Source organism: Georgenia ruanii (genome assembly GCF_009193175.1).
In the GTDB taxonomy this organism is placed as follows: Bacteria; Actinomycetota; Actinomycetes; order Actinomycetales; family Actinomycetaceae; genus Georgenia; species Georgenia ruanii.
The window spans coordinates 153,277-174,884 of sequence record NZ_VUKE01000006.1; the positions used below are offsets into that span (position 1 = coordinate 153,277).

Sequence of the window (21,608 nt, forward strand, 5' to 3'; positions counted from 1 at the left end):
GAGATCAGATGTTCAGCAATCGCTTCACCGAGACCTTCGGTGTCGAGCACCCGATCGTCTGCGGCGGGATGACCGCCGTCGGCAAGGCAGAGCTGATCAGTGCCGTGGCGGAGGCGGGTGCGCTCGGCTTCCTCACGGCGCTGACCCAGCCGACCCCCGAGTCGCTCGCCCAGGAGATCAGCCGCTGCCGGGACATGACGGACAAACCCTTTGGGGTCAACCTCACCATCTTGCCGACGATCAATCCGGTGCCGTACGACGAGTACCGCGACGTGATCATCGACAGCGGCGTCAAGGTCGTGGAGACGGCGGGCGCGAACCCGGCGGCCCACCTGCCGGCGTTCAAGGCGGCCGGGGTCAAGGTCGTTCACAAGGCCGTCGCCGTCCGGCACGCGGTGAAGGCGCAGGAGCTCGGTGTCGACGCGGTGAGCATCGACGGTTTCGAGTGTGCCGGCCATCCAGGGGACGACGACGTTCCGGGCCTGGTCCTCATCCCCGCCGCTGCTCGAGCACTGGAGATCCCCATCATCGCTTCCGGTGGCTTCGCCACGGGCGCGGGGCTCGTGGCTGCTCTTGCGCTCGGGGCTGATGCGATCAATATGGGCACCCGCTTCGTCGCCACCACCGAGGCGCCGGTGCATCGGGCGGTCAAGGACCAGATCGTCGCCAACACCGAGCGAGACACCGTCATCGTCTTCCGGAAGTTCCGGAACTCGGCCCGTGTCGCCCGGAACTCGGTGTCCGAGGAGATCCTGGAGATCTCAGCCCGGGAGGGTGCGACCTTCGAGGACATCGCGCACCTCGCCTCCGGAGCACGCGGCCGGGCACGCGTGCTGGAGCAGGGGGACGTCGAAGGCGGCATGTGGTGGGCCAGCCAGGCTCAAGGGCTGATCCACGAGGTCGCCAGCTGCCGTGAGGTGGTCGACACGATCGTCGGCGAGGCGCGACGCATCACTCGTGAACGGCTCGGGAGCCAGCTCGTCGGCTGAACCCTCGTGGCCGGGCCGACCGGCGCTGATCACCAGCCGGTCGGCCACCGCCGTCGCCGACACCCCGCGTCGAGGTGACGGACACGCCCGGTCGTCCGAGCGCAGGAGCGTGACCGCCGGCACGCCCGGACGACTGCGCATTGCTCACAGCTCGTCGGCGAGATGGTCGCCCACGAGCTGCTCAGGCACCGGTAGGGGCCGGGCTGGGATGGTTCGCTCGGATCCACTGCTTGTTGATCTTTCCGACGGCCGTCCTGGGGAGCGCGTCGGCGAAGGACCATGCCTTGGGACACTTGTAACCGGGCCAGGTGCTCACGGTAGAACGCCGAGAGCTCCTGCTCGTCGAGATCGCCACCGTCGCTCACGACGAGCGCGACTCCATCTCTGCGTCCGGTACGCCGTAGCACGCGACGTCGGTCACCCGGGGATGTTGCAGGAGAGCCTGTTCTACCTCGGCGGGGTAGATGTTGACCCCGCCGGAGACCACCATGTCGCTGGCGCGGTCCGTGATCCAGACGTAGCCGTCTGCATCCATGCGCCCGATCTCCCCGAGCGTGAAGCTGCCGTCTACGCCGCTGTCGGCGCTGCCGCCGGAGACGTAGGTGATGCCTCGGCCCGTCGTGTCACGGAACCAGAGCGCACCTTCGATCCCGGGCCCTGCGTCCGACCCGTCCGGCGCTCGGATAAATGCCTCGAACGGAGGAATGGCGCGGCCCACCGAGCCCGGGCGGGTCATCCACTCCTCGGCGCTGATCATGCACGTGGTGCCGACCTCGCTCGCGCCATAGCTTTCCCAGATGACGGGCCCCACCAGTCGATCATCGCCCGCTTGACGCGCTCGGGACATTTCGCGCCCACCTGAAGGACGTACTTCAGGGCTGCTGTGGTCGAACCGGTCTCGCACGTCCGCCGGCAGGTTGAGCAACCGCTGGAAGTGCGCCGGCACCATGATCGACGAGCCGATATGGTCTCGCTCGATGGCGGCGAGGAGGTTCGTGGCGTCGTGCTTGCCGAGAACGGTGATTGGGACGCCCGCCACGAGCAGGCGCGTGCTGGTCAGGGGGCCGGAGTGGTGCATCGGGCCGACGACGAGATGTCGACCGTATTCGACCATGCGGTTGGTGCCGAGGCGCTCGACGTGCTCCCGATGTCCTTGCCCCGAGCCATGATGTGTGCGACAGCGCGACACCCTTCGGGCGGCCGGTGGTGCCGGACGTGTAGACGACGGTACGCCGCGGTGCCAGGTCCGTCGCCGGCTCTGCGTCGCCGGCACGCGCGCGCCACTCCGACCAGGCATCGACGTCCTCGGGCAGGTCGCCGTCGCCCCAGGCGACGACACGTCCGATCCCGGCCTCGGTGGCCGCGTGCACTGTCACGGCAGCGTGGTCGGCGCTGGTCAGCACCACGTCGACACCGGCATTCTGGAGGATGTAGCCCAGCTTACCCGCGGTGAGCTGGGCGTTTACCGCCACTTCTGAGGCACCCGCCAACGTGCAGCTGACGCGGGCGAGCAGCGTATCGGCGCTGTTCGGGGGCGAAGACGGCGACACGGCGCTCGTCCCTGAGCGGCTCCGCCTGCAGGGCGTTGAGCGCCGGGCGCAGGTAGTCGTCGACGTCGGCCCAGCCGAATGTCTGCTCCGGGTCGCGGAGCGCCACCTCGTCCGGGCGCTCGGCAGCGAGGGCGGCGGCGAAGGTCATCACACATCCTGAAGGGACCGGCCCGCCCACTCGGCGAGCGTCTTGGCCGCCTGGTGCTCGTCGGTCTTTCCGGAGACGACCGGAAGCTGGCCGTCGAAGACCTCCCCGGTGGCGCCGTCCACGGTGACGATTCGACCGGCGAGTCCGGTCAGCGTGCCCTGGCCGCAGCCGACGACGCAGGGGGTGCCGAGCTCACGGCTGACCACGGCGGCATGGGAGGTCGCCCCGCCGATCTCGGTGACGATCGCTGCCGCGACGACCATGCCGGCGACGTCGTCGGGATCGGTTGTCGGCCGGGCGAGGATGACGTCTATGCCTTGCTCGGCGAGATCCTCGGCCTCCTCGCAGCTGGTCACGACGCGACCGCCGGCCACGCCCGGGCACGCCGGCAGACCTGTCGCCAGCACCGTCGCGCTCGCTCTCGCGAGCGGGTCGATGTGCGGCTGGAGCACGGCGTCGAGCTGCGCGTCGGAGACCAGGGCGATGGCCTCTTCCTTGTTGATGACCCCGCGCTCGTGAAGCGTGACGGCGATCCGTACGGCGGCCTGGGGGGACCGCTTGGCGGCCCGGGTCTGGAGAAGCCACAGCTTGCCCCGCTCGACCGTGAACTCGATGTCCTGGGCGTCCTTGCCCCAGTGCTCGAGGACCTCGGCGGCCCGCATGAGCTCGTCGTACACCTGGGGAAGCTGGTCCTTGAGCGTGTCCAGAGGCTGGGCGTCGAACCGACCGGACACGACGTCCTCACCCTGGCCCCGGGGGAGCCACTCCCCGAAACACTCCGGCTCGCCGGTGATCGGGTTCCGGGTGAACAGCACGCCGGTGCCGGAGTTCTCGTCGAGGTTGCCGAAGACCATCGCCTGCACGGTGACTGCCGTGCCGCCGTTCTCGGGGAGGCCGTGGTGCTGGCGGTAGGAGATGGCGCGAGGCGAGGTCCAGGATCGGAAGACCGCGGCCGTGGCAGTGACGAGGTCCGTCCACGGGTCGCCCGTCGCCTCATGCCCCACCACCCGCAGGAACTGCTCGCGGTATCGGCGGTGGGTGTCTGCGGCGAACGCCGCGTCGCCGGTGGCCTGGGCGAGCACGACCTCGATCTCGTCGTTGATCCCGAGGTTGAGGACGGTGTCCATCATTCCCGGCATGCTGCGTGCCCCGCCGGACCGGACCGAGACCAGGAGGGGCCGCTTGCTGTCACCACCGCCCAGCTTGCGGCTGGTCTCCTCCTCGAGCCGGCGTACGCCGACGCGCAGCGCAGCGAGGACGGTCTCGGTGAGATCACCGCCATTCGCGAGCACCGTGGTGCAGAAGTCGGTGGTGAGAACGAACGCGGGGGGCACGGGGAGTCCCATGGACCGCATTTTGTTGATGCTCAGCGCTTTCCCTCCCACGAGGGAGCGCTTGAGGTCGGATTGCTCACCCAGCCAGATCAGCGACATGAAAGCCTCCTCAGACGGCCCGGCCGGCGGCCGCTTCTTCCTCGCGCCGCAGGCCTAGTAGGCCCATGAGCTCCTCGTGGAGCTCGAACCACACCGTGTGGTAACTGTCCGTGATCGGCCGTGCGATGTAGCTGTGGTCACCTGCCTTGACCTGCTCCAGCGCGAAGTCGAACCGACCGACGTATGGCTCGAGCCGCGGCGCAATCGAGCTGATCCGCACGATGAGAGGACGGAAGCGCTGGTGCAGCCCGTCGAGTTGTGCCAGGACTTGGGCGTCGTGCTCGGCATCGGTGTGGTCGTTCGGGGCGCCGTCCCGCACCTGCCAGGCACTGACAACGTCCTTCAGCCGGGTGTTGTGCTCGTCGAATTCCTCGTACGCCGCGGCCAGAGCGTCCTGATCGGTCACGAGGCGCTCAGCCTCCACCAGCTCGGCGAGGCGCGCCCTTCCCTCGGGGGTAGCCCGCACGGTCGCCTCACCCTTGACGAAGCCGAGGCCTCGCAGGCGGTCCACCTCCGTGGCGGCCTCGCTCACGGTCACCGCGGCGGAGGTGGCTCCCGCCTCCGCCGTCAGTCGGCCCTTGAGGCGAGCGGCCATCAGGATTCGGGTCTCCAGCATCGGACAGACCTCCATTGGTCGTCTAATCGCGGATCATTGAACGTTAGAGGAACGTACCGTGATCGATAGCACGTGTCTACTCCCGCAGGGGCCCTTGCCTGCTCGGTCGATCAGGTCGGTCCCGAGGGGCTCGCAGGGAGTTTCGACCGACGACGCACTGCTCCGGTACTTCCTCCGATGCTCCGCCCAGCTCGTCCTGTTGTGGCGGGGCAACGCCAGACGCTACGGCCGCCCTCTCGTCACCGCGCCGTGGCTCCGGTCGCGTCGCCGCCGCCGGCTTGTCCCACCCGCTCGCGCGCTTTCAACCTCCGCGACGTCGGCGGGCTGCCGACCATGGAGTCTCCCGCCACGGGACGGCAGGCGGGGGCGGAGCAGGCTGTCGCCGACGGCCGTCAGCCGCGGGGAAGGGACTCGAGCAGCATCGCCGCGCTGTCCTCGCCGCCGACCAGGATCTCGTTGGCACGGGCGCGACGTAGGTAGCGGTGCAGGCCAGACTCCCAGCTGAACCCCATGCCCCCGTGCAACTGGATCGCCGCTTCGCAGACAGCAGTGGCCGAGCGGGTGGACTGCAGTGCGCTGGCGAGGGCGAAGGGCAGCTCCTCTGGCGTGCCGATGGCCTGCGCTGCCCGGTGGGCCACGGACTGAGCCAGCTTCAGCTCGACCAGCGCGGTCGCGCACCGGTGCTTGTACGCCTGGTAGGAGCCGAGCGCACGCCCGAACTGCTGGCGCACGGAGGCGTACTCGACGGTACGCGCCAGCGCGGCGCGCGCCGCCCCCGCCGAGTCCAGTCCGCACATCACACCCATGGCTGACTGCCATCTCGCGAACAGGTCCGGGACCCGGGCCACCACTGCGCTGCCCAGCGCCACGCCACTCAGGTCGTACCGCGTCCACGGCCGGCTGACGTCGAAGCCCTCGACGGGCGTCGCCCGAACACCGGGGGTGCCCAGGTCCACAGCGACGAGGCACGAGGCGCCCGACACCACGAGCGGCAGGACCAGCGATTCCGCTGGTCCCAGGGCCAGGACCGACGCATCGACCGCGTCATCGGGGTCGAGCGGACCGATGTCCTTGGCCAGCCGCTGGCCTCTCGCCGGCACGCTGGTGGCCAGCGTCCCCGCGGCGATGTCCTCGAGCAGGCTTGCGGCCCGGTCCTCCGACGAACTGGCGAGCAGCGGGGCGACGACGCCAGCAGTCCACGGCAGGGCGGTGGACGCCGTCACCGCGCCGGCTTCTTCGAGGACCGGGGCGAGATCGGCCACGGTGCCGCCCGCGCCGCCCATGGCCTCTGGGATCGCCACCGCCCACCACCCCTGGTCGGCGCCGAGGTGCACGTCGGCTTGCCCGCCGCCGGCCAACATGGCCGAGGCGGCTTCGGCGACGTCCTCCTGCGTCTCGAGCAGGTTCTGGTATCGCAGCGCTCGGTCGTTCATCGGGAGCCTCCCGGCTGGCGCGAGGGATCGCGGGGCAGGCCGAGCAGGCGCTCCGCGATGATGTTCAGCTGGATCTCGTTGGCGCCGCCGGCGATCGTCGCGGCCCACGACCCCAGCCAGTCGGAGCCCGGCCGGCCACTGACATAGCCCAGGAAGTGCTCGGAGTCCGACTCAGCCAGTGCCCGCTCCCCGGCGAGGAGGACCGCGGCGCTGGTCGCCTCCTGCAGCAATTCGCTCCAGCCGACCTTGAGCACGCTGTTGAGCTGTCCTCCGTCGGAACCCCGCTCGCTTAGATCAACGGTGTCCAGGGCGAGCGAGCGCACTGCGATCTGGCGGGCGAGGAGGGCCGCCAGATCGGTTTGCGCCCGGCTCAGCGGGGGACGGGGGCCGTCCGCGGGCTCGACGGGGCCGAGCCCGGAGGCCAGGTCTGCCAGTTCTGCGCCGATCCGCTCGATGGTGGGCAGGGCGATGGGTCCGCGCTCGGCGGCCAGCGTGGCCTGGGCGACCGCCCAGCCACCGTTTACCTCGCCGATCACGTTCTCGTCGGGAACCCAGGCTCCGTCCAGGAACAACTCGCAGAACTCCGCCGGGCCGTGGATCTGCCGGATCGGTCGCACCTGGACCCCGGGCTGATCCATGTCGAGGATGAAGTAGGTGATCCCTGCGTGGCGCCGTGCGTTTGGATCGGTCCGCGCCAGCAGCAGGCAATGCTCCGCGTGGGCCGCGTGGCTCGACCAGGTTTTCTGGCCAGTGATCCGCCAGCCGTCGCCGTCCCGGACCGCGCGAGCCGCCAGGGCCGCGAGGTCAGAGCCGGCGCCCGGCTCGGAGAAGCCCTGGCACCAGACGGTGCCATCAATAGCACCACGGACGTAACGCTCCTGCTGGGCCGGGGTGCCCGCGGTGAGGAGCGTAGCCGGCACGTGGTTCAGGGACACCTCGAACGCGTCGGTGGGCGGGGCGCTGACGCGGGCGCCCGCCGCGAAGATCGTCGCCTGGTCGCGCAGGCTGTAGCCGCCGCCGCCCCACTTCTCGGGAACACCCGGGGCGCCGAACCCACGCTCGTTGAGCGTCCGCAGCCAGTTCCGCTGGAACTCCACGTACTCCTCGGCGGACATTGAGTCGACCGATCGCTGCCAGTCACTGGGGACGTGGGTCTCGAACCACTCCACGACCTCGGTCTCGCGTAACTCTCGCACTGTCACCACCCCATCTGGTCGGACGTCTCGGCAGGCTGCCGCATCCGGATCACCGGCCGAGGAACTGGGGTCGGCGCTTCTCACGGAAGGCGCGACCCGCCTCCCGCACGTCATGCGTGGCGAGGTTGATCCCGACGGCCTTGCCCTCGGCCTCCACTGCCTGTTCCAACGAGGAGTCGAAGGCGCCGTTCAGCAGGTCCTTGGTGAGGCCCAGGGCGACGGTCGGGCCGGTACGGAAGGTTTCGACGAGTCCTTGCACGACGGAGTCGACCTCGTCAGGCTCGGCGAGACGGTGGACGAAGCCGTACTCCTTGGCCAGCGTCGCGGGGACCATCTCGCCGAGTAGGGCCAGTTCCTTGGCACGGGCCAACCCGATGAGCTGGGGGAGAAGCCATGACGCGCCGGTGTCGGGGGACAGGGCCCGCTGGGTGAAGATCTGGGAGAAACGCGCCGTCGTTGCGGCGACCACGAGATCGCAGCAGAGCACAAGGCTCATGCCCGCCCCCACCGCAACACCGCGGACACTCGCCACCGTGGGGATGGGCAGGCGGTGCAGGGTGAGCGCGACCTCACCCACGATCCGCATGCGCTCGTACGGGTGCAGCGTGTCGTCGGTGTGCGCACCCAGGTCCGCCCCCGCGCAGAAGTCGTCACCGGCCCCGGTGAGGAGCAGTACCCGGTCCTCCCGCCGGTCGACGCCCCGCAAGACGTCCCGGAGGCGGCGGAAGCCGTCTGGCGTCACGGCGTTCTTGCGCCCGAGGTTGTCCAAGGTGACGGTGACGACGCCGTCGGCGCGCGTTACCCGGATCCCGGCGGATGTCTCGCTCATGGAGCTCCTCACGTGGAAGTGCGGGGCGGTGATCACGGCTTCCCGTCGCCGGCTTGCCGCTCACGGTGCTGCTATGGCTGCCGCGCACCGATCTCATTACTCTAATGTCAAACTATCGTAGCAAGGGTATCCCCACGGTTGGCGCGGCGGCGCGACTGCCAAGTCGCCGCCGCGCCACAGCGGTGAATTCTCCCGACTCCGCGCCGGATCGAGGGTGCCTGCGGCTCGCGCCCCGGAGGTTGCGGGAGTGGTCCCGGTGCCCGGTTCCTCGACACGACGGTCGGCTCGGGCGCACGGTCGCGACCGTGCGCCCGAGCCAAGGCGCGTCAGCGAACGGGTGCCTCCAGCACGTGAACCGCGCACGCCGAGGCCAGTCCGATGACGTGGGTCAGCCCTACACGCGCTCCGGCGATCTGTCGGTCGCCGGCTTCCCCACGCAGGTGGGTGGCGACCTCGTAGAAGTTGGCGATGCCGGTGGCGCCGAGGGGATGTCCTTTGGACAGCAACCCACCCGACACGTTGACCGGCGTCCGACCGTCGCGCCACGGGGCGCCGGAGTCGATGAAGTCCCCGGCTCCTCCTGGCTCGCAGAGCCGGAGGTTGTCGTAGTGCAGCAACTCGGCGGTGGCGAAGCAGTCGTGGAGTTCGACCAGATCGAGGTCCTCGGGTCCGATGCCGGCCTTCTCGTAGGCGGCGTCGGCGGCCATGCGCGTTAGTGTGTTGACGTCGGGTTGGACCTGGTCGGACTCGGTCCACGGATCCGTGGTCATCACCGAGGCGGAGATCTTGACCGCCCGCCGGCGGACGTCGGGATCGAGCGTCCGCAGCTTCGCGTCGGACACCAGGACCACGGCCGCCGCGCCGTCCCCCGTCGGGCAGCACATCGGAAGGGTGTTGGGGTAGGAGATCATCTCGGCGGAGACAATCTCCTCCAGGCTGAACTCTCTCTGATACTGGGCGAGGGGGTTGAGCACGGAGTGGGCGTGGTTCTTTTGCGCGACCTTGGCGAACTGCTCGGTGGTCACTCCGTGCGCCAGGGCGTACTCCATCCCGGCTTGGGCGAACACGCCGGGCATCAGGTTGGTGCCCAGCACGCCCTCGGTCTTGAGGACCGAGCCGTAGCGGCCGGTGGGAGTGTAGACCTTCCGCTCCTCGCGGGCCTTCGCCCCGCCGGCGAGCAGGCCCATCTTCCCCATCTTCTCGACGCCGACCGCGAGACCGGTGTCGCACTCACCGGCGGCGATGGAGAGCATGACCACTCGCACGGCGGTCGCGCCCGTGGCGCAGGCGTTGACCACGTTGAACACGGGGATGCCCGTCTGGCCGATCTGCTTCTGGAGCCGCTGCCCATTGTGCGAGTTCGCCTCGTAGACGTTGCCCATGCCGAGGACGCCCATGTCGCCCATGTCCATGCCGGCGTCTCCGAGCGCCCCGAGCGCCGCCTCGGACGCCAGGTCCAGCAGGTCCTTGTCGGCGAAGCGCCCGAAAGGCGTCATCGCGGTGCCGATGATCCACACGTCGCCGCTGCTCACTGGTCGCCTCCTCGCGGGCGGTAGCCGAAGGCCACCGCCTCGGTGCCGTCGTCGTCGGTCCCGGCTGTCACGGTGTCCAGGACGACCGGCAGTCCCGGCCTGATCTGCCCGGGTTGGTCCACCTCGAGCAGGTTCGCCTTGACCACGCCACCACCCTCGAGGTCGACGATCGCCGACACATACGGGCGCTTGGCCCGTGTGACAAAGGTGAAGGCGCGCAGCCGGCCCTCGTTGGACAGGGCCCGGGTCCCGAACTCCGTCCGGAAGCACTTGGCGCATGCGTTGCGCCGGTCGAAGTAGAGCGCACCACAGTGGCTGCACTCCCGTGCACGCAGATGTGGCTCGTCGCCGAGCACCAGGTAATCGACCACCGGGACTCGAGTGGGCATCTGGTCCGTCCGATCTCGCAGTTCCGCGGGCGGCGGCTCAGCCGCACCGAGTGTCTGCGCATGAGTAGGAGCAAGTTGGTTAGACGGTTCGCCACCCCAGGAATGGGCCTGCAATGTGCTGAGCCGCACGAGAGTGCACCGAATATCGATACTCTAACCATAGAGTATCGTCATGTCAGCGTCACCGGAACAGCCCACGAGGAGCACGCCGTGTCCGAAGCCTGGATCAACGACGACGTCCGTACGCGTCGGGCGAAGGGGGAGCCCGCGGGCGCACTCCACAAAGTGCGTCCCCAGCAATTGCTGGCCCAGCTCCTGCAGCCGAAGCCGGTCTCGGCGCAACTACCTTCTGATCAACTTTCGTGCGCAAGAGGGAGGAGGGCGTGATGACCGAGATCGGCAAGGTGGCCCGAGGGGGGCCGCTGGACGGCCTGCGTGTCATCGAGATGGGCGGTATCGGGCCGGGGCCGTTCGCCGCGATGCTCCTTGCGGACATGGGAGCCGACGTCATCCGAGTTGATCGGCCGGGGCGGGTGGCCGACGAGCGGACGACGGCCGCCGACGTCCTCCAGCGGGGGAGGCGGTCGATCGTCCTGGACCTGCGTTGCGAAGAGGCGGTGGAGGCGCTGCGGCACCTCGTCGACCGGGCCGGTGTGCTGATCGAGGGTTTCCGGCCCGGTGTCATGGAACGGCTCGGCCTCGGACCCGCCCAGTGCCATGTCTCCAACCCCCGGCTGGTGTACGGACGCATGACCGGGTGGGGTCAGGACGGCCCATGGGCCACTATGGCCGGGCATGACGTCAACTACATCGCCCTGGCAGGAGCCCTGCACCCTCTCGGTCGTCAAGGGGAGCCCCCGGCGGTCCCGGTCAACCTGCTCGGCGACTTCGGAGCAGGATCCCTTTACCTCGTCGCCGGAGTGCTCGCGGCGCTCTGGGAGGCGGGACGGTCCGGCCGCGGCCAGGTGGTCGACGCCGCCATCGTGGACGGCGCCGCCTCCTTGACCACGATGTTGCACGGCATGCTCGCGACCGGCGGGTGGCGCGATGAGCGGGGGGTCAACCTGCTCGACACCGGCCGTCCTTGGTACGACGTCTACGAGACGGCGGACGGGGGGTGGATGTCCGTGGGCGCCCTGGAGGTCAAGTTCTACGCCGAGTTCGCGGCACGGCTGGGCCTGCCCGATGACCTGGTGCGCCGACCCGGACCAAATGAGTGGCCCCGGCTGCGCGCGGCGATCGCCGACAGTTTTCGCCGGCGTACCAGGGCGGAGTGGGAAACAGTCTTCGAGGGGACCGACGCGTGCGTCGCCCCCGTGCTGGGCCTGAAGGAAGTCGCCGAGCACCCCCACCTGCGTGCGCGCCAGACCTTCGTCGAGATCCAAGGTGTCCGGCAACCCGCCCCCGCACCGCGGTTCGACCGCACGCCCGGCGCCGTCCAGAGCCCCCCGGCTCGACGCGGTCAGCACACCGCGGAGGTGCTCACCGAGTGGCAGGTTCCTGCGGTGCGGGACCTCCTCGCGTCAGGTGCCGCCATCCAGGACTGAGAGGACCATTATTGTGACGATCGACGCCAGCCTCGGGTGCGACGTCCGGCCCTGGCGCGTGACCTGGACCGACCGGGATGCGTTGCTCTACGCGCTCGGCGTCGGAGCGGAGGCGACGACGTCGCCCTCACCACGAAGAACTCACACGGTGCGCCGCAGCTTGTGCTGCCAACCTTCGCGGTGATCGTCGCCACCGGCTTCGACGTTTTGCCCAAGCTCGACAAGATCTCCAACGGGCGGCTGCTGCACGGCTCCCAAGAGGTTCGGGTGCGCCGGCCGATTTCGCCGGTGGGAGAGCTGTCGGTGGTATCGGAGAGCGCGGGGCTGCAGGACCAAGGGGGAGGCAATGCGATCGTGCCCTTGCTGGTCGCGGCTTCGATCGCGACACCGGCGAACTCGTTGCCTAGACACTGACGACCATCGTCTTCCGCGGCAGGGGAGGACCGGCTGAGCGCAGAGCCGGTGTGCAGATCCCTGACCGGCCCGCCGATCTGGAGATCGATGAACTCACCGACGAGCGGCTGCCGCTCATCTACCGGCTGTCCGGCGACCGCAACCCCTCCATAGCGACGCCTGGTTCGGTCGCGAGACGGCCGGCTTCCCCCCCCCCCGACAATCCTGCACGGCCTGTGCACCTACGGCATCACCGGTCAGGCCGCCGTTCGCGCCGTGTGCGACGGCAATCCGACCCGCCTGTCCGCCCTCTCCGCCGCAGATCCACGGCGACCGATTGACGACGTCGGTGTCGGGCACCCGTGTGCACGTGGTCTCTTGAAGCGAGGCCAGCAGCCCGGACAGCGCAAGGACGTGCCCTGGTACGAGTGGTGCGACGAGAACCACAAATAATCATTGACGGCCCGATAGTCGAGCAATAGATTGCACTGACCCAAACAAGTAGGATGACGACTGATCGCCCTGGAGAGTGATGGACGACATGGCCGACAAGTGGATCACCGACTGGGAGCCGAGCACGCGCTTCGTGCACTACACGCGGTCGAATGTAGGGGAGGTCAGTCCCGACCCGTCGACTCCCCTGGGGTGGACGTTCGCGTGGGAAGGCGCCTTCGCCCCCGGGTGGGCGGACGGCACCATCGGCACGGGTGCCGTGTTCCCGCACGAGGTCGAGGGCGAGCACCCGCCGGTGCTGGGCCATTTCGGTGGGCGTCTCTACATCAACCTGTCCGCGTCACGTATGCAGGCGGTGCGCAGCGACCGAATGACGGTCAAGGACTTTGACCGCGCCTTCTTCGGCTCGCACCCGGACGTGCCGGAGTACGTTCCGCACCCGGACGACGACCAGCCCGAGCTCACGAAGAAGATGAACGAGCACATGGCTCGCATCATGACTCTCTCGGAGTGGCCGGGCCTGGCGGAGGAGCGGGCGAAGATCGACGCGATCCGCGCGAACCGACCGGACTTCTCCTCCTTGAGCAACCAGGAGTTGGTCGACCACGCCCGCACGCTGCTGCCGCCGATGCGCACCATGTTCGGGCTGCACGTCCTCCTGACGTTCGCCGGTGCCGTGCCGATGGCCGTCCTCGGCGCTGTTGGGGATGCGATCGGCGACCCGTCGATCGCGATGCGGGTCCTCGGGCACGTCGGTGACGTGGACTCCGAGGCGCACAACATCGAGCTGTGGGAGATGTCGCGGTTCCTGCGCTCCTCCCCGGTGCTGACCGACGCCTTCGACCGCGGCACCGACGACCTGTTGGTACGCCTGCGCGCCAGCGACTCCCCGGATGCGGAGGCGTTCCTCCGCCGCCTCGACGCCTTCCTGTTCGATTTCGGCTCCCGCGGCACCAACGAGTGGGAGCTGGCCTCGGAGAGCTGGGAGATCGCCCCCACCCTCGTCCTGAAGTACCTCGTCAGCCTCCGCAGGCAGCCCGACGACTCGGCCGTCTCGGGCCGGAAGGCGGAGAGCGAGGCCAACCGTGACGAGACATTGGCCGCCGTCCGTGCGCAGCTCCAGTCGAGTCCTGAGCTCCTCGCGCAGTTCGAGCTCGGCGTGGCAACGAGCCGAATCATCGCGTGGCGCGAGCGGACCAAGACGAGCGGCACCAAGGTGACCAACGAGGCTCGGGTCGTCTTCCGCGAGCTCGGCCGACGAGCGGTCGCCGACGGTCACCTCGACGACTGGCGGCTGATCTACATGCTGCTCGCCAGCGAGCTCGACGACTTCGCTTCCGACCCGGCCAAGTTCGAGGCCACCCTCAAGAAGCGCAAGGCCGGCTACGACGAGCTGTTCGACCTCGAGCCCCCCTTCATCATCGCCAACGGCAACGTCCCACCGCTGTCACAGTGGAAGCGCAAGTCCGACTCCACCTCCACCCCTACCGGCACGTCCCAGCGGGTGACTCAGATGGTCGGCACGCCTGGCTCCTCCGGGGTCGTCACCGGCACGGCTCGCGTGCTCCACGACCCGTACGAAGCCGACCACCTCGAGCCGGGCGGCATCATCGTCGCGCGCGTCACCGATCCGGCATGGACCCCGCTGTTCATGCTCGCCGGCGGTGTGGTCATGGACGAGGGCGGACAGGCCAGTCACGCGGTCATCGTCAGCCGGGAGCTCGGCATCCCCTGCGCCGTCGCCGTCACCGACGCCACCCTGCACATCCCGGACGGCTCGACCGTGACCGTCGACGGCGGCACCGGCACCGTCACGGTCCATTGATCGCCGAAGGCCGCCAGCCGGTGGCGTGAGCAGGCGTGACCTCCGCGCCAGACAGGAGCAACTCCATGTTCCACCAACCGTCACACCGGTCGCACGACGTCGTCGTGCTGGGCTCCGGAGCATCGGGCCTGACAGCGGCGCTGGCGGCGGCCGCCGGCGGCGCCGACGTCGGCCTGATCGAGAAAAGTGACCTCTTGGGCGGTGCGACCGCGCTCTCCGGTGGCGTGTGCTGGGTGCCGAACAACAGCCACATGCGCCAAGCCGGTGCGACGGACTCACGTGAGGAAGCGCTGACCTACCTCCAGTCGCTGTCGCACGGTCGGATCGATCCCGGGCTCGTCGCCGCGTTCGTCGACTATGCTCCCGAGGCGTTCGACTGGGTGGAGCAGCATACGCCGATCCGCTTCAACGTGCTCGCGGGATTCCCGGACTACCACCCCGAGAACCCGGGCGGCAAGCCGGACGGAGGTCGCTCACTCGAGCCCGGCCTCGTGGCGTTCAACGCGCTCGGGGCGTGGGAGGACCGGATCGTCGTCCCGCACCGCAACCCGCACCTCGCGGTGCTCGAGCTGGCGCTCACGGGCGGCCAGGGAGTCGCGCCGGAGGAGATGGAGCGGCGCCTGGCCCACAACATCCGGGGCGGTGGGCCGGCGCTCATCGCCGGGCTGCTCCAGGCGCTGCTGGAGCACGGCGTCGAACCGTGGACCTCCGCACGGGCGCGTCGGCTCCTGGTGGACGACGAGCGGGTGGTGGGGGTCGAGGTGGAGACCGCCGAGGGTGTGGTCACGGTGGGCGCCAAGGCGGTGATCATCGCCACCGGTGGATTCGAGTGGGACCCCGAGCTAGTCCGCGACTTCCTGCGCGGGCCGATGACCCATCCCGTCGGCGTGCAGACCAACACCGGTGACGGTCTCCGGATGGCCATGGACGCGGGTGCAGCGCTGGGCAACATGAGCGAGGCCTGGTGGGCTCCCGTGGTGGAGATCCCCCAGGGCGACCGAGGCGTGCCGCCGCGCCGGCAGGTTATCCAGCAGGAACGGATCCTGCCCCACTGCCTCATGGTCAACGACCGGGGTCAGCGGTTCACCAACGAGGCGGCCAACTACAACGCACTCGGCGGCGCCTTCCACCAGTTCGACCCGACCACGTTCCGGTACTCGAACCTCCCGGCCTGGCTGGTCTTCGATAGCCAGTACTGGTCGGCCTACGGCTTTCTGGGTCACCGCGGCGACCAAGTACCGGACTGGCTGACCAAAGCGGACTCGCTCGACGAACTCGCGGCGCTCCTCGACCTCGATGCGGATGCGTTGACCCGCACCGTGCAGGAGTGGAACCGGATGGTCGCCGAGGGGGCCGACTGCTCCTTCGGTCGAGGGGTCAGCGCCTACGACCGGTGGCTGGGGGAGCGCTCCCGCGATGGCGCTCTCCGGACCCTGGGTGATCTGGGGCAGGCGCCGTACTTCGCCGTGCCGGTCCACAGCGGTGCTCTCGGCACCAAGGGCGGGCCGAAGACGACCAGCAGTGGTCAGGTGCTCGATCCCTTCGACGATGTCATCATCGGCCTCTATGCCGTCGGCAACGCCATGGCCGGGGCGACCGGCATGGTGTACGGCGGCGGGGGAGGAACGCTGGGCCCCGCGGTCACCTTCGGTTACCTGGCAGGGCAGCATGCTGCTGGAGTGACCACCTCTTGATATTGGTCGAATTTCAGATAGTCTGTTCATAGAGTTTTAGTCCCCTCGCCTGCCGTACTGCCCATGCTCGTCCAGGGCGACACGTGAAAGAGCTGCATGATGACTGACAAATCCCAGGGCGTCCCCACGGTGGACCTGGACCTCTCCAGCAGGCGCATCGAACCCGCCGGGACGCAGTGGCAGGAGATCGATGAGCTGCGCGAGAAGCACCGCTACTTCAAGAACACCCACACCGACCCCGGGTACTGGGTCCTCACCCGGCACGAGGACATCCTCGAGGCCTATCGCGACTGGGAGACCTTCACCAACGCATCGGTGATCGCGGTGGATCCCAACCCGTCCTACCGGATGCTCCCGTCCATGTCCGACCCGCCGGTCCACGCGCACTACCGCAAGCTGGTCAACAGCTGGTTCGCGCCGCCCGCGGTGGAACGTCACCGCGACGCGCTGCGCAGCCACGCGCGGACCCTGATCGGGGAGCTGGCCGTCCAGGGTCGGACCGACTTCATGGCGGACTACGCGGACATCTACCCTTCCTACGCACTCATGCTGATCCTCGGCCTGCCGTTGGAGGACGCAGCGTTCATCCGCGAGTGCTCGCACCGGATCAGCGGACACTCGGCGGGGAGCGCCACGGACGCGATGAAGCAGGGCCGCATCGACTTCGAGGCGTACTGGCAGGGCCTGATCGACGATCGCCGGGCATACCCCAGGGATCCCGGCGCGGACCTGGTAACGCACCTCACGCAGGCGAGCCTCGGCGGTGACGTGCTGCCGGACCGCGACATGATCGACCTGCTGGTGACGATCGCCCACGGCGCCCTGGACACGACGAAGGCCCAACTGGGTTGGTGCCTCTACCACCTCGCGAAGACCCCAGACGACCGCGCGTGGCTGGTTCGCGACCCGGAGATCATCCCCAGCGCCGTAGAGGAACTGCTGCGCGCCTACCCGATCATAAGCATGGCGCGCAAGGTGTCGCGCGACACCGACTTCCACGGATGTCCGATGAAGGCCGGTGACATGGTGCTGCTGTCGACGCAGGCGGCGGCGCGGGACCCGAGGTCGTTCCCGGACGCCGATCAAGTGAAGCTCGGCCGGTCCCCGAACCGGCACATCGCCTTCGGCGCAAGCCGTCACCGCTGCCTCGGCTCCCACCTGGCCCGAGCCGAGCTCATCGTCACCTTGGAGGAATGGCACCGGCTCATCCCGGACTACCGGATCGACACGGACAAGCAGCTCCTCGCGAGCGCCGGCAACATCGTCCTGCAAGAGCTCCCGCTGTCCTGGCTCTGACACACAGGCGTCGTCGATGGACGACGGCACGCGACGACCCGCGCTCGCGCGGGACCTCCGACCTCCCGGCAATCGTCGGGCCCTATCAACAAGGAGAGCTACGTGACGCAGACCTTCTTCATGGCCAGCCTCAAGCTCAACTACGGCGCCCTCAACGCGTGGAACGACGCCTTCCAGCACCTCGTGCCGGTCTTCGAGGAGCTGGGCTGGAAGCTCCGAGGGTCCTACCACACCATCGTCGGGGACATCTTCGAGGTCATCAACATCTGGCAGATCCCCGACGCCAACGCCATTGGCGAGGCTCGCAAGGCCGCCCGGTCGCACCCCGCCTACCTCGAGTACGGGACGAAGCTGCCAGCGTTGATCGATCGCGAGGACCTGGCGATCCTCGAGTCGAACCCCTTCAGCCCGCCGTTCGACTGAGCCTGCGAGCGCGAGGCGGCGAGCTCCTAGGAGGTCTCGATGGAGTACAGAGCACTCGGCCGGACCGGTGTGAAGGTGAGCGCCCTGGCGCTCGGTGGGATGAACTTTGGCCCGTTCGGCGGCACGACGCAGGATGAGGTGACCAGCATCGTCCGGCAGGCGCTGGACGCCGGCGTCAACGTCATCGACACCGCCGATGTCTACTCCGACGGTGCCTCCGAGGAGCTCATCGGTCGAGCGCTGACCGGTGTCTCCCGGTCCGAGGTCTTCCTCGCGACCAAGTTCGGGCTGCCGTTCCGCGGGCGGTCTGGCTGCGGCGGATCGCGGCGGTGGATCATCGAGGCTGTCGAGGCCAGCCTTCGCCGTCTCGGCACGGACTATATCGACCTCTACCAGATGCACCGCCCCGACCCGGACACGGACATCGGCGAGACCTTGGCTGCCCTCACCCACCTGCAGGCGCAGGGCAAGGTCCGTTACATCGGTTCCTCCACCTTCAGCGGTGCGGAGATCGTCGAGGCGCAGTGGGAGTCCGAGCGGCAGTCCCTGGCGCGATTCGTCTGCGAGCAGCCGCCGTACTCCATCCTCGCGCGGTCCGTCGAGACCGAGGTGCTTCCCACCGCGCGCAAGCATGGTCTGGGGATCATGGTCTGGAGTCCCCTGGCGGGCGGCTACCTGTCAGGTCGGTACCGTCCGGGCGCGGCCGCGCAACCATCGCATCGTGACCTGGTGCGTATGAAGATGGGCCGGGCGGCCGAGGCCGTTCCCGAGGACGAGCTCAAGCACAGAGCCGCAGAGGAGCTGTTCGGGCTGGCCGGGGAGGCAGGGCTATCTCTCATCGAGATGGCGCTCGCGTTCGCGATCCGCCACCCGGCCGTCACCAGCGCGACTCTCGGGCCGCGGACGGTCGAACAGCTTCAGTCGCAGCTTCCGGCAGCAGACGTCGTCCTCTCCGACGACGTCCTCGACCGCATCGATCAGATCGTGGCGCCCGGCCGAACCCTGAAGCCAGCGGACGACAAGGCTGTGTCGCCGGCGTTGGCAGCGGCCAACCGGCGCCGCTGACCAGGCCCAGGCCAGCACTCAACCAGTACGGCGGTGGCGCCGCGCCACCTCGTGTATCCGATCGGACCCAGAGGTTGCCCCATGAGAAGACGTTCGTGATCGCCCGGCTCCATGTGAAGTACGGCCGGCTGGGCCCGTTCAACGAAGCCATGGCCGGGCTCATCCCGATCTTCGAGGGACTGGGGTGGGAACTCCTCGGTGCCTACTCCACCCTGATCGGCGACATCCACGAGGTGACCGACATCTGGGCGGTGCCGGATGCGAACGCGGTGGGTGAGGTGCGCCTGGCCGCGCGCAGCCACCCGGAGTACCTCACCTACGCTCCTGCCCTGGCCGACCTCCTCGACTCCGAGGTGATCTCCGTGACGACCAAGGTGCCCTACAGCCCGTGATTCCGCGTCAAAGGTCTATTCAGAGACTGTCTAGGCGTAAGGTATTCTCGCCGGGAGCGGGGTCTCTCGTGACCCATCACCTCGAGCGCCTCGCGAGGGGCGCGACGTATCTCATGAAGGAGATGGCCTGTGACCATAACCGACAACCTGCCGAGCGAGCTGTTGGACGCTCGCACGGTCGAGTACCTCCGGACCGAGACCTTTGGACACGTCATCGACGGAGAAGTGGTGGCCTCGACTTCGGACCGGGTCATCCCGGTGTTCAACCCCTCCTCCGGTCAACAGATCGCGGAGGTCGCGGACGCGTCGGACGCGGACGTCGACCGGGCCGTGCTGTCCGCGCGCCGAGCGTTCGACGACGGGCGCTGGCGCCACCTCGACCCCGCCGAGAAGGAGCGACGACTCCGCCGGCTCGCTGTGCTCCACGCCGAGCACGGGGCGATCCTGTCAGACCTGGACGTCTTGGACGCCGGCATCGTGAAACAGTGGGCAGGGTTCCTCCTCGCCCACGGCGTGAACAGCATCGATTACTACGCGGGGTGGCCGACCAAGCTGCAGGGGACGATTCCGGCGACGACACGAGACGTCGCGGCGTACGTCCTGCGGGAGCCGGTCGGAGTCTGCGCGACAATCACCCCGTGGAACGGACCGAGTGCCGTTGTCGGCCGGGTGGCCGCGGCGCTCGCGTGCGGAAACTCCGTGATCATCAAGCCGGCCGAGCAGACGCCATTGGCGGCCGTCCTGATCGGTCAGTTGTGCATCGAGGCCGGCATCCCTCCCGGTGTCGTCAACATCCTCCAGGGCACCGGAGCAACCGCGGGTGCCGGCCTGGTCGCGCACCCGGGGGTCGACAAGATCTCCTTCACCGGTTCGGTGGAGACCGGCAAGCGGATCCAGCGTTCCGCGGTCGACACGATGAAGAGGGTCACCATGGAGCTGGGCGGGAAGAGCCCGCACATTGTGTTCGGCGACGCAGATCTGGACAAGGCGGTCCCAGCCATTCAGCAGGCCGTGTGGAACAACTCCGGTCAGGTCTGCACCGCCGGTAGCCGGGTGCTCGTGCAGCGCTCGATCTATGACCAGGTGGTGGCCGCGGTCGTCGAACGTTCCAAGGACCTCAGGGTCGGGTCGGCGTTCGAGAACGTGGACCTCGGCCCCTTGGTGAGCGCACAGCAGATGGATACGGTCGAGCGCTACGTCGAGGGCGCTCTGGCCGAGGGGGCCGAGCTGGTTCTCGGCGGCGGGCGCACCCAGGACAACGGCGGTGCCTACCTCTTCAACCCCACGGTGTTCGCCGACGTGGCAACGGACATGACCATCGCCCGCGAGGAGATCTTCGGGCCGGTGATGTCGATCATCCCGTTCGAAGCGGAGGATGACGCCTTCCGCATCGCCAACGACACAATGTTCGGGCTCTCGGCCGGGGTCTGGACCCAGAACCTCGCGCGTGCACACCGCGCCGCCCGGGCCATCCAGGCCGGAACCGTGTGGGTGAACACCTACCAGCGGGTGCAGCACAGCGTGCCCTACGGCGGCATTAAGCAGTCCGGGTACGGCCGCCACCTCGGCGAGGACTCCCTCGAGCCCTACCTCGCGACGAAGAGCGTCTGGATGCAGGTTGACTAGTGCTGGGTTCGACACAGACCCAGGGAGGTTCGTGATGAACACCGAAGAGAAGGTCCAGTGGCTGACGGACCGGGCGCTGATCAAGGAGTCGATCTACCGCTACGCGGCGATGACGGACGACAAGCAGTGGCCGCAGCTGCGCGCGCTGATGGACCCTGAGGTCGTGGCCGTGTACGCCGGCCACGACACACTGGTCGGGGTTGAGGCCGTCATCGAGTTCATTCAGCGGGCTACCGAGCGGGTCGTCTGGGGGCACCATAAGCTCTCGGTCGCCTACATCGACTTTGACGGCGACGAAGCGAAGGCCTTGACTTACCACACGTCGCACTCGGTCGTTGCGGGCGACCCCGACACCGTGGTGGTCAAGGTCGCGCGCTACCAGGACACCCTCCGCCGCGACGAGCGGGGCAGCTGGCGCTTCATCCACAAGCTGATGGAGCCCGGCTGGAACGAGAAACGGCAATTCGAGCAGCGTCGCTGATCCCGGACCGCGGTGCAGGTGCGTGGTTGGGGATGACCACTATCGCGTTGTCCCACCTACGAGCTGCGTGCCCCCTGCGGTTCCTTCGGTAGCTCAGCATGCTGACAGCGCGTACTAGAACCACGCCACCGTCGCCGCCGGGGTGGCGACCGGGGCCCACTTCTCGGTCACTGATGCCGCTCGCCGATCTTCCCCAGGGGTGCTCGTTGAAATTCCCCACCCGGAGGCGGTTGTCACTGTAGCGGTCGCGGGTTGCCGGTGGTGGCTCGGCGGAGGGTGTCGGTGGCGGCGTGGTGGG

The 21,608-nt window shown here is 68.6% G+C and carries 20 protein-coding genes and 1 pseudogene; 11 read left to right on the plus strand and 10 right to left on the minus strand.

Going from position 1 to position 21,608, the window contains the following annotated elements:
- The first annotated feature begins 8 nt into the window (after positions 1-8).
- Positions 9-989: an NAD(P)H-dependent flavin oxidoreductase gene (locus GD880_RS08430; protein WP_152231176.1), complete on the plus strand. Its 981-nt coding sequence runs from the start codon at positions 9-11 to the stop codon at positions 987-989.
- A gap of 361 nt (positions 990-1,350) precedes the next feature.
- On the opposite strand, the gene GD880_RS21015 is transcribed toward GD880_RS08430, so the two are convergent.
- From GD880_RS21015 to GD880_RS08475, 10 genes and pseudogenes are all read right to left on the minus strand, one after another.
- Positions 1,351-2,103, minus strand: a complete 753-nt coding sequence (locus GD880_RS21015; RefSeq protein ID WP_264372276.1) for an AMP-binding protein — start codon at positions 2,101-2,103, stop codon at positions 1,351-1,353.
- Positions 2,104-2,194: 91 nt separating this feature from the next.
- Positions 2,195-2,539 (minus strand): annotated as a pseudogene (locus GD880_RS21170) (AMP-binding protein); the annotation flags it as partial.
- Positions 2,430-2,687, minus strand: coding sequence for a hypothetical protein (locus tag GD880_RS20305; protein WP_193314426.1), 258 nt, complete (start codon positions 2,685-2,687; stop codon positions 2,430-2,432). The gene GD880_RS20305 and the pseudogene GD880_RS21170, both read right to left, overlap by 110 nt.
- Positions 2,687-4,120, minus strand: coding sequence for a pyruvate, phosphate dikinase (locus GD880_RS08445; protein WP_152231178.1), 1,434 nt, complete (start codon positions 4,118-4,120; stop codon positions 2,687-2,689). Before GD880_RS08445 ends, GD880_RS20305 begins: the two co-directional genes overlap by 1 nt.
- A gap of 10 nt (positions 4,121-4,130) precedes the next feature.
- On the minus strand, positions 4,131-4,736 hold the full coding sequence (locus GD880_RS08450; protein WP_152231179.1) for a hypothetical protein: 606 nt from the start codon (positions 4,734-4,736) through the stop codon (positions 4,131-4,133).
- A gap of 392 nt (positions 4,737-5,128) precedes the next feature.
- Complete coding sequence (locus GD880_RS08455) at positions 5,129-6,169, minus strand: acyl-CoA dehydrogenase family protein (protein WP_152231180.1); 1,041 nt, start codon at positions 6,167-6,169, stop codon at positions 5,129-5,131.
- Positions 6,166-7,338: an acyl-CoA dehydrogenase family protein gene (locus tag GD880_RS08460; protein WP_193314418.1), complete on the minus strand. Its 1,173-nt coding sequence runs from the start codon at positions 7,336-7,338 to the stop codon at positions 6,166-6,168. Before GD880_RS08460 ends, GD880_RS08455 begins: the two co-directional genes overlap by 4 nt.
- Before the next feature lie 76 nt (positions 7,339-7,414).
- Positions 7,415-8,194 (minus strand): enoyl-CoA hydratase-related protein, encoded by a 780-nt coding sequence (locus GD880_RS08465; protein ID WP_152231182.1) that lies wholly within the window; start codon positions 8,192-8,194, stop codon positions 7,415-7,417.
- Positions 8,195-8,520: 326 nt separating this feature from the next.
- A complete protein-coding gene (locus GD880_RS08470; RefSeq protein WP_152231183.1) occupies positions 8,521-9,726 on the minus strand; it encodes a thiolase family protein in 1,206 nt (401 codons plus the stop codon).
- A complete protein-coding gene (locus tag GD880_RS08475; protein WP_152231184.1) occupies positions 9,723-10,115 on the minus strand; it encodes a Zn-ribbon domain-containing OB-fold protein in 393 nt (130 codons plus the stop codon). The genes GD880_RS08470 and GD880_RS08475 overlap by 4 nt, the downstream gene beginning before the upstream one ends.
- A 386-nt stretch (positions 10,116-10,501) precedes the next feature.
- Between GD880_RS08475 and GD880_RS08480 the strand changes: the two genes are divergently transcribed.
- The 10 genes from GD880_RS08480 (at position 10,502) to GD880_RS08525 (ending at position 21,310) form a co-directional block, all read left to right on the plus strand.
- On the plus strand, positions 10,502-11,662 hold the full coding sequence (locus tag GD880_RS08480) for a CaiB/BaiF CoA transferase family protein (protein WP_152231185.1): 1,161 nt from the start codon (positions 10,502-10,504) through the stop codon (positions 11,660-11,662).
- A 162-nt stretch (positions 11,663-11,824) separates the two neighbouring features.
- Complete coding sequence (locus GD880_RS20675; protein ID WP_226909479.1) at positions 11,825-12,076, plus strand: hypothetical protein; 252 nt, start codon at positions 11,825-11,827, stop codon at positions 12,074-12,076.
- A 511-nt stretch (positions 12,077-12,587) separates the two neighbouring features.
- A complete protein-coding gene (locus GD880_RS08490) occupies positions 12,588-14,333 on the plus strand; it encodes a PEP-utilizing enzyme (protein WP_152231186.1) in 1,746 nt (581 codons plus the stop codon).
- Between the two features lie 65 nt (positions 14,334-14,398).
- Positions 14,399-16,027 carry an FAD-dependent oxidoreductase gene (locus GD880_RS08495; protein WP_152231187.1) on the plus strand — a complete coding sequence of 543 codons (1,629 nt, stop codon included), beginning with the start codon at positions 14,399-14,401 and terminating at the stop codon, positions 16,025-16,027.
- Positions 16,028-16,156: 129 nt separating this feature from the next.
- Positions 16,157-17,323 (plus strand): cytochrome P450, encoded by a 1,167-nt coding sequence (locus GD880_RS08500; RefSeq protein WP_193314419.1) that lies wholly within the window; start codon positions 16,157-16,159, stop codon positions 17,321-17,323.
- A 102-nt stretch (positions 17,324-17,425) separates the two neighbouring features.
- Positions 17,426-17,746, plus strand: a complete 321-nt coding sequence (locus tag GD880_RS08505; protein ID WP_152231189.1) for an NIPSNAP family protein — start codon at positions 17,426-17,428, stop codon at positions 17,744-17,746.
- Positions 17,747-17,785: 39 nt separating this feature from the next.
- Positions 17,786-18,811, plus strand: coding sequence for an aldo/keto reductase (locus GD880_RS08510; RefSeq protein ID WP_152231190.1), 1,026 nt, complete (start codon positions 17,786-17,788; stop codon positions 18,809-18,811).
- Between the two features lie 95 nt (positions 18,812-18,906).
- On the plus strand, positions 18,907-19,203 hold the full coding sequence (locus GD880_RS08515) for an NIPSNAP family protein (RefSeq protein WP_193314420.1): 297 nt from the start codon (positions 18,907-18,909) through the stop codon (positions 19,201-19,203).
- A 129-nt stretch (positions 19,204-19,332) separates the two neighbouring features.
- On the plus strand, positions 19,333-20,829 hold the full coding sequence (locus GD880_RS08520) for an aldehyde dehydrogenase family protein (RefSeq protein WP_152231192.1): 1,497 nt from the start codon (positions 19,333-19,335) through the stop codon (positions 20,827-20,829).
- A gap of 34 nt (positions 20,830-20,863) precedes the next feature.
- Positions 20,864-21,310, plus strand: a complete 447-nt coding sequence (locus GD880_RS08525; protein ID WP_152231193.1) for a nuclear transport factor 2 family protein — start codon at positions 20,864-20,866, stop codon at positions 21,308-21,310.
- The last annotated feature ends 298 nt before the right edge of the window (positions 21,311-21,608 follow it).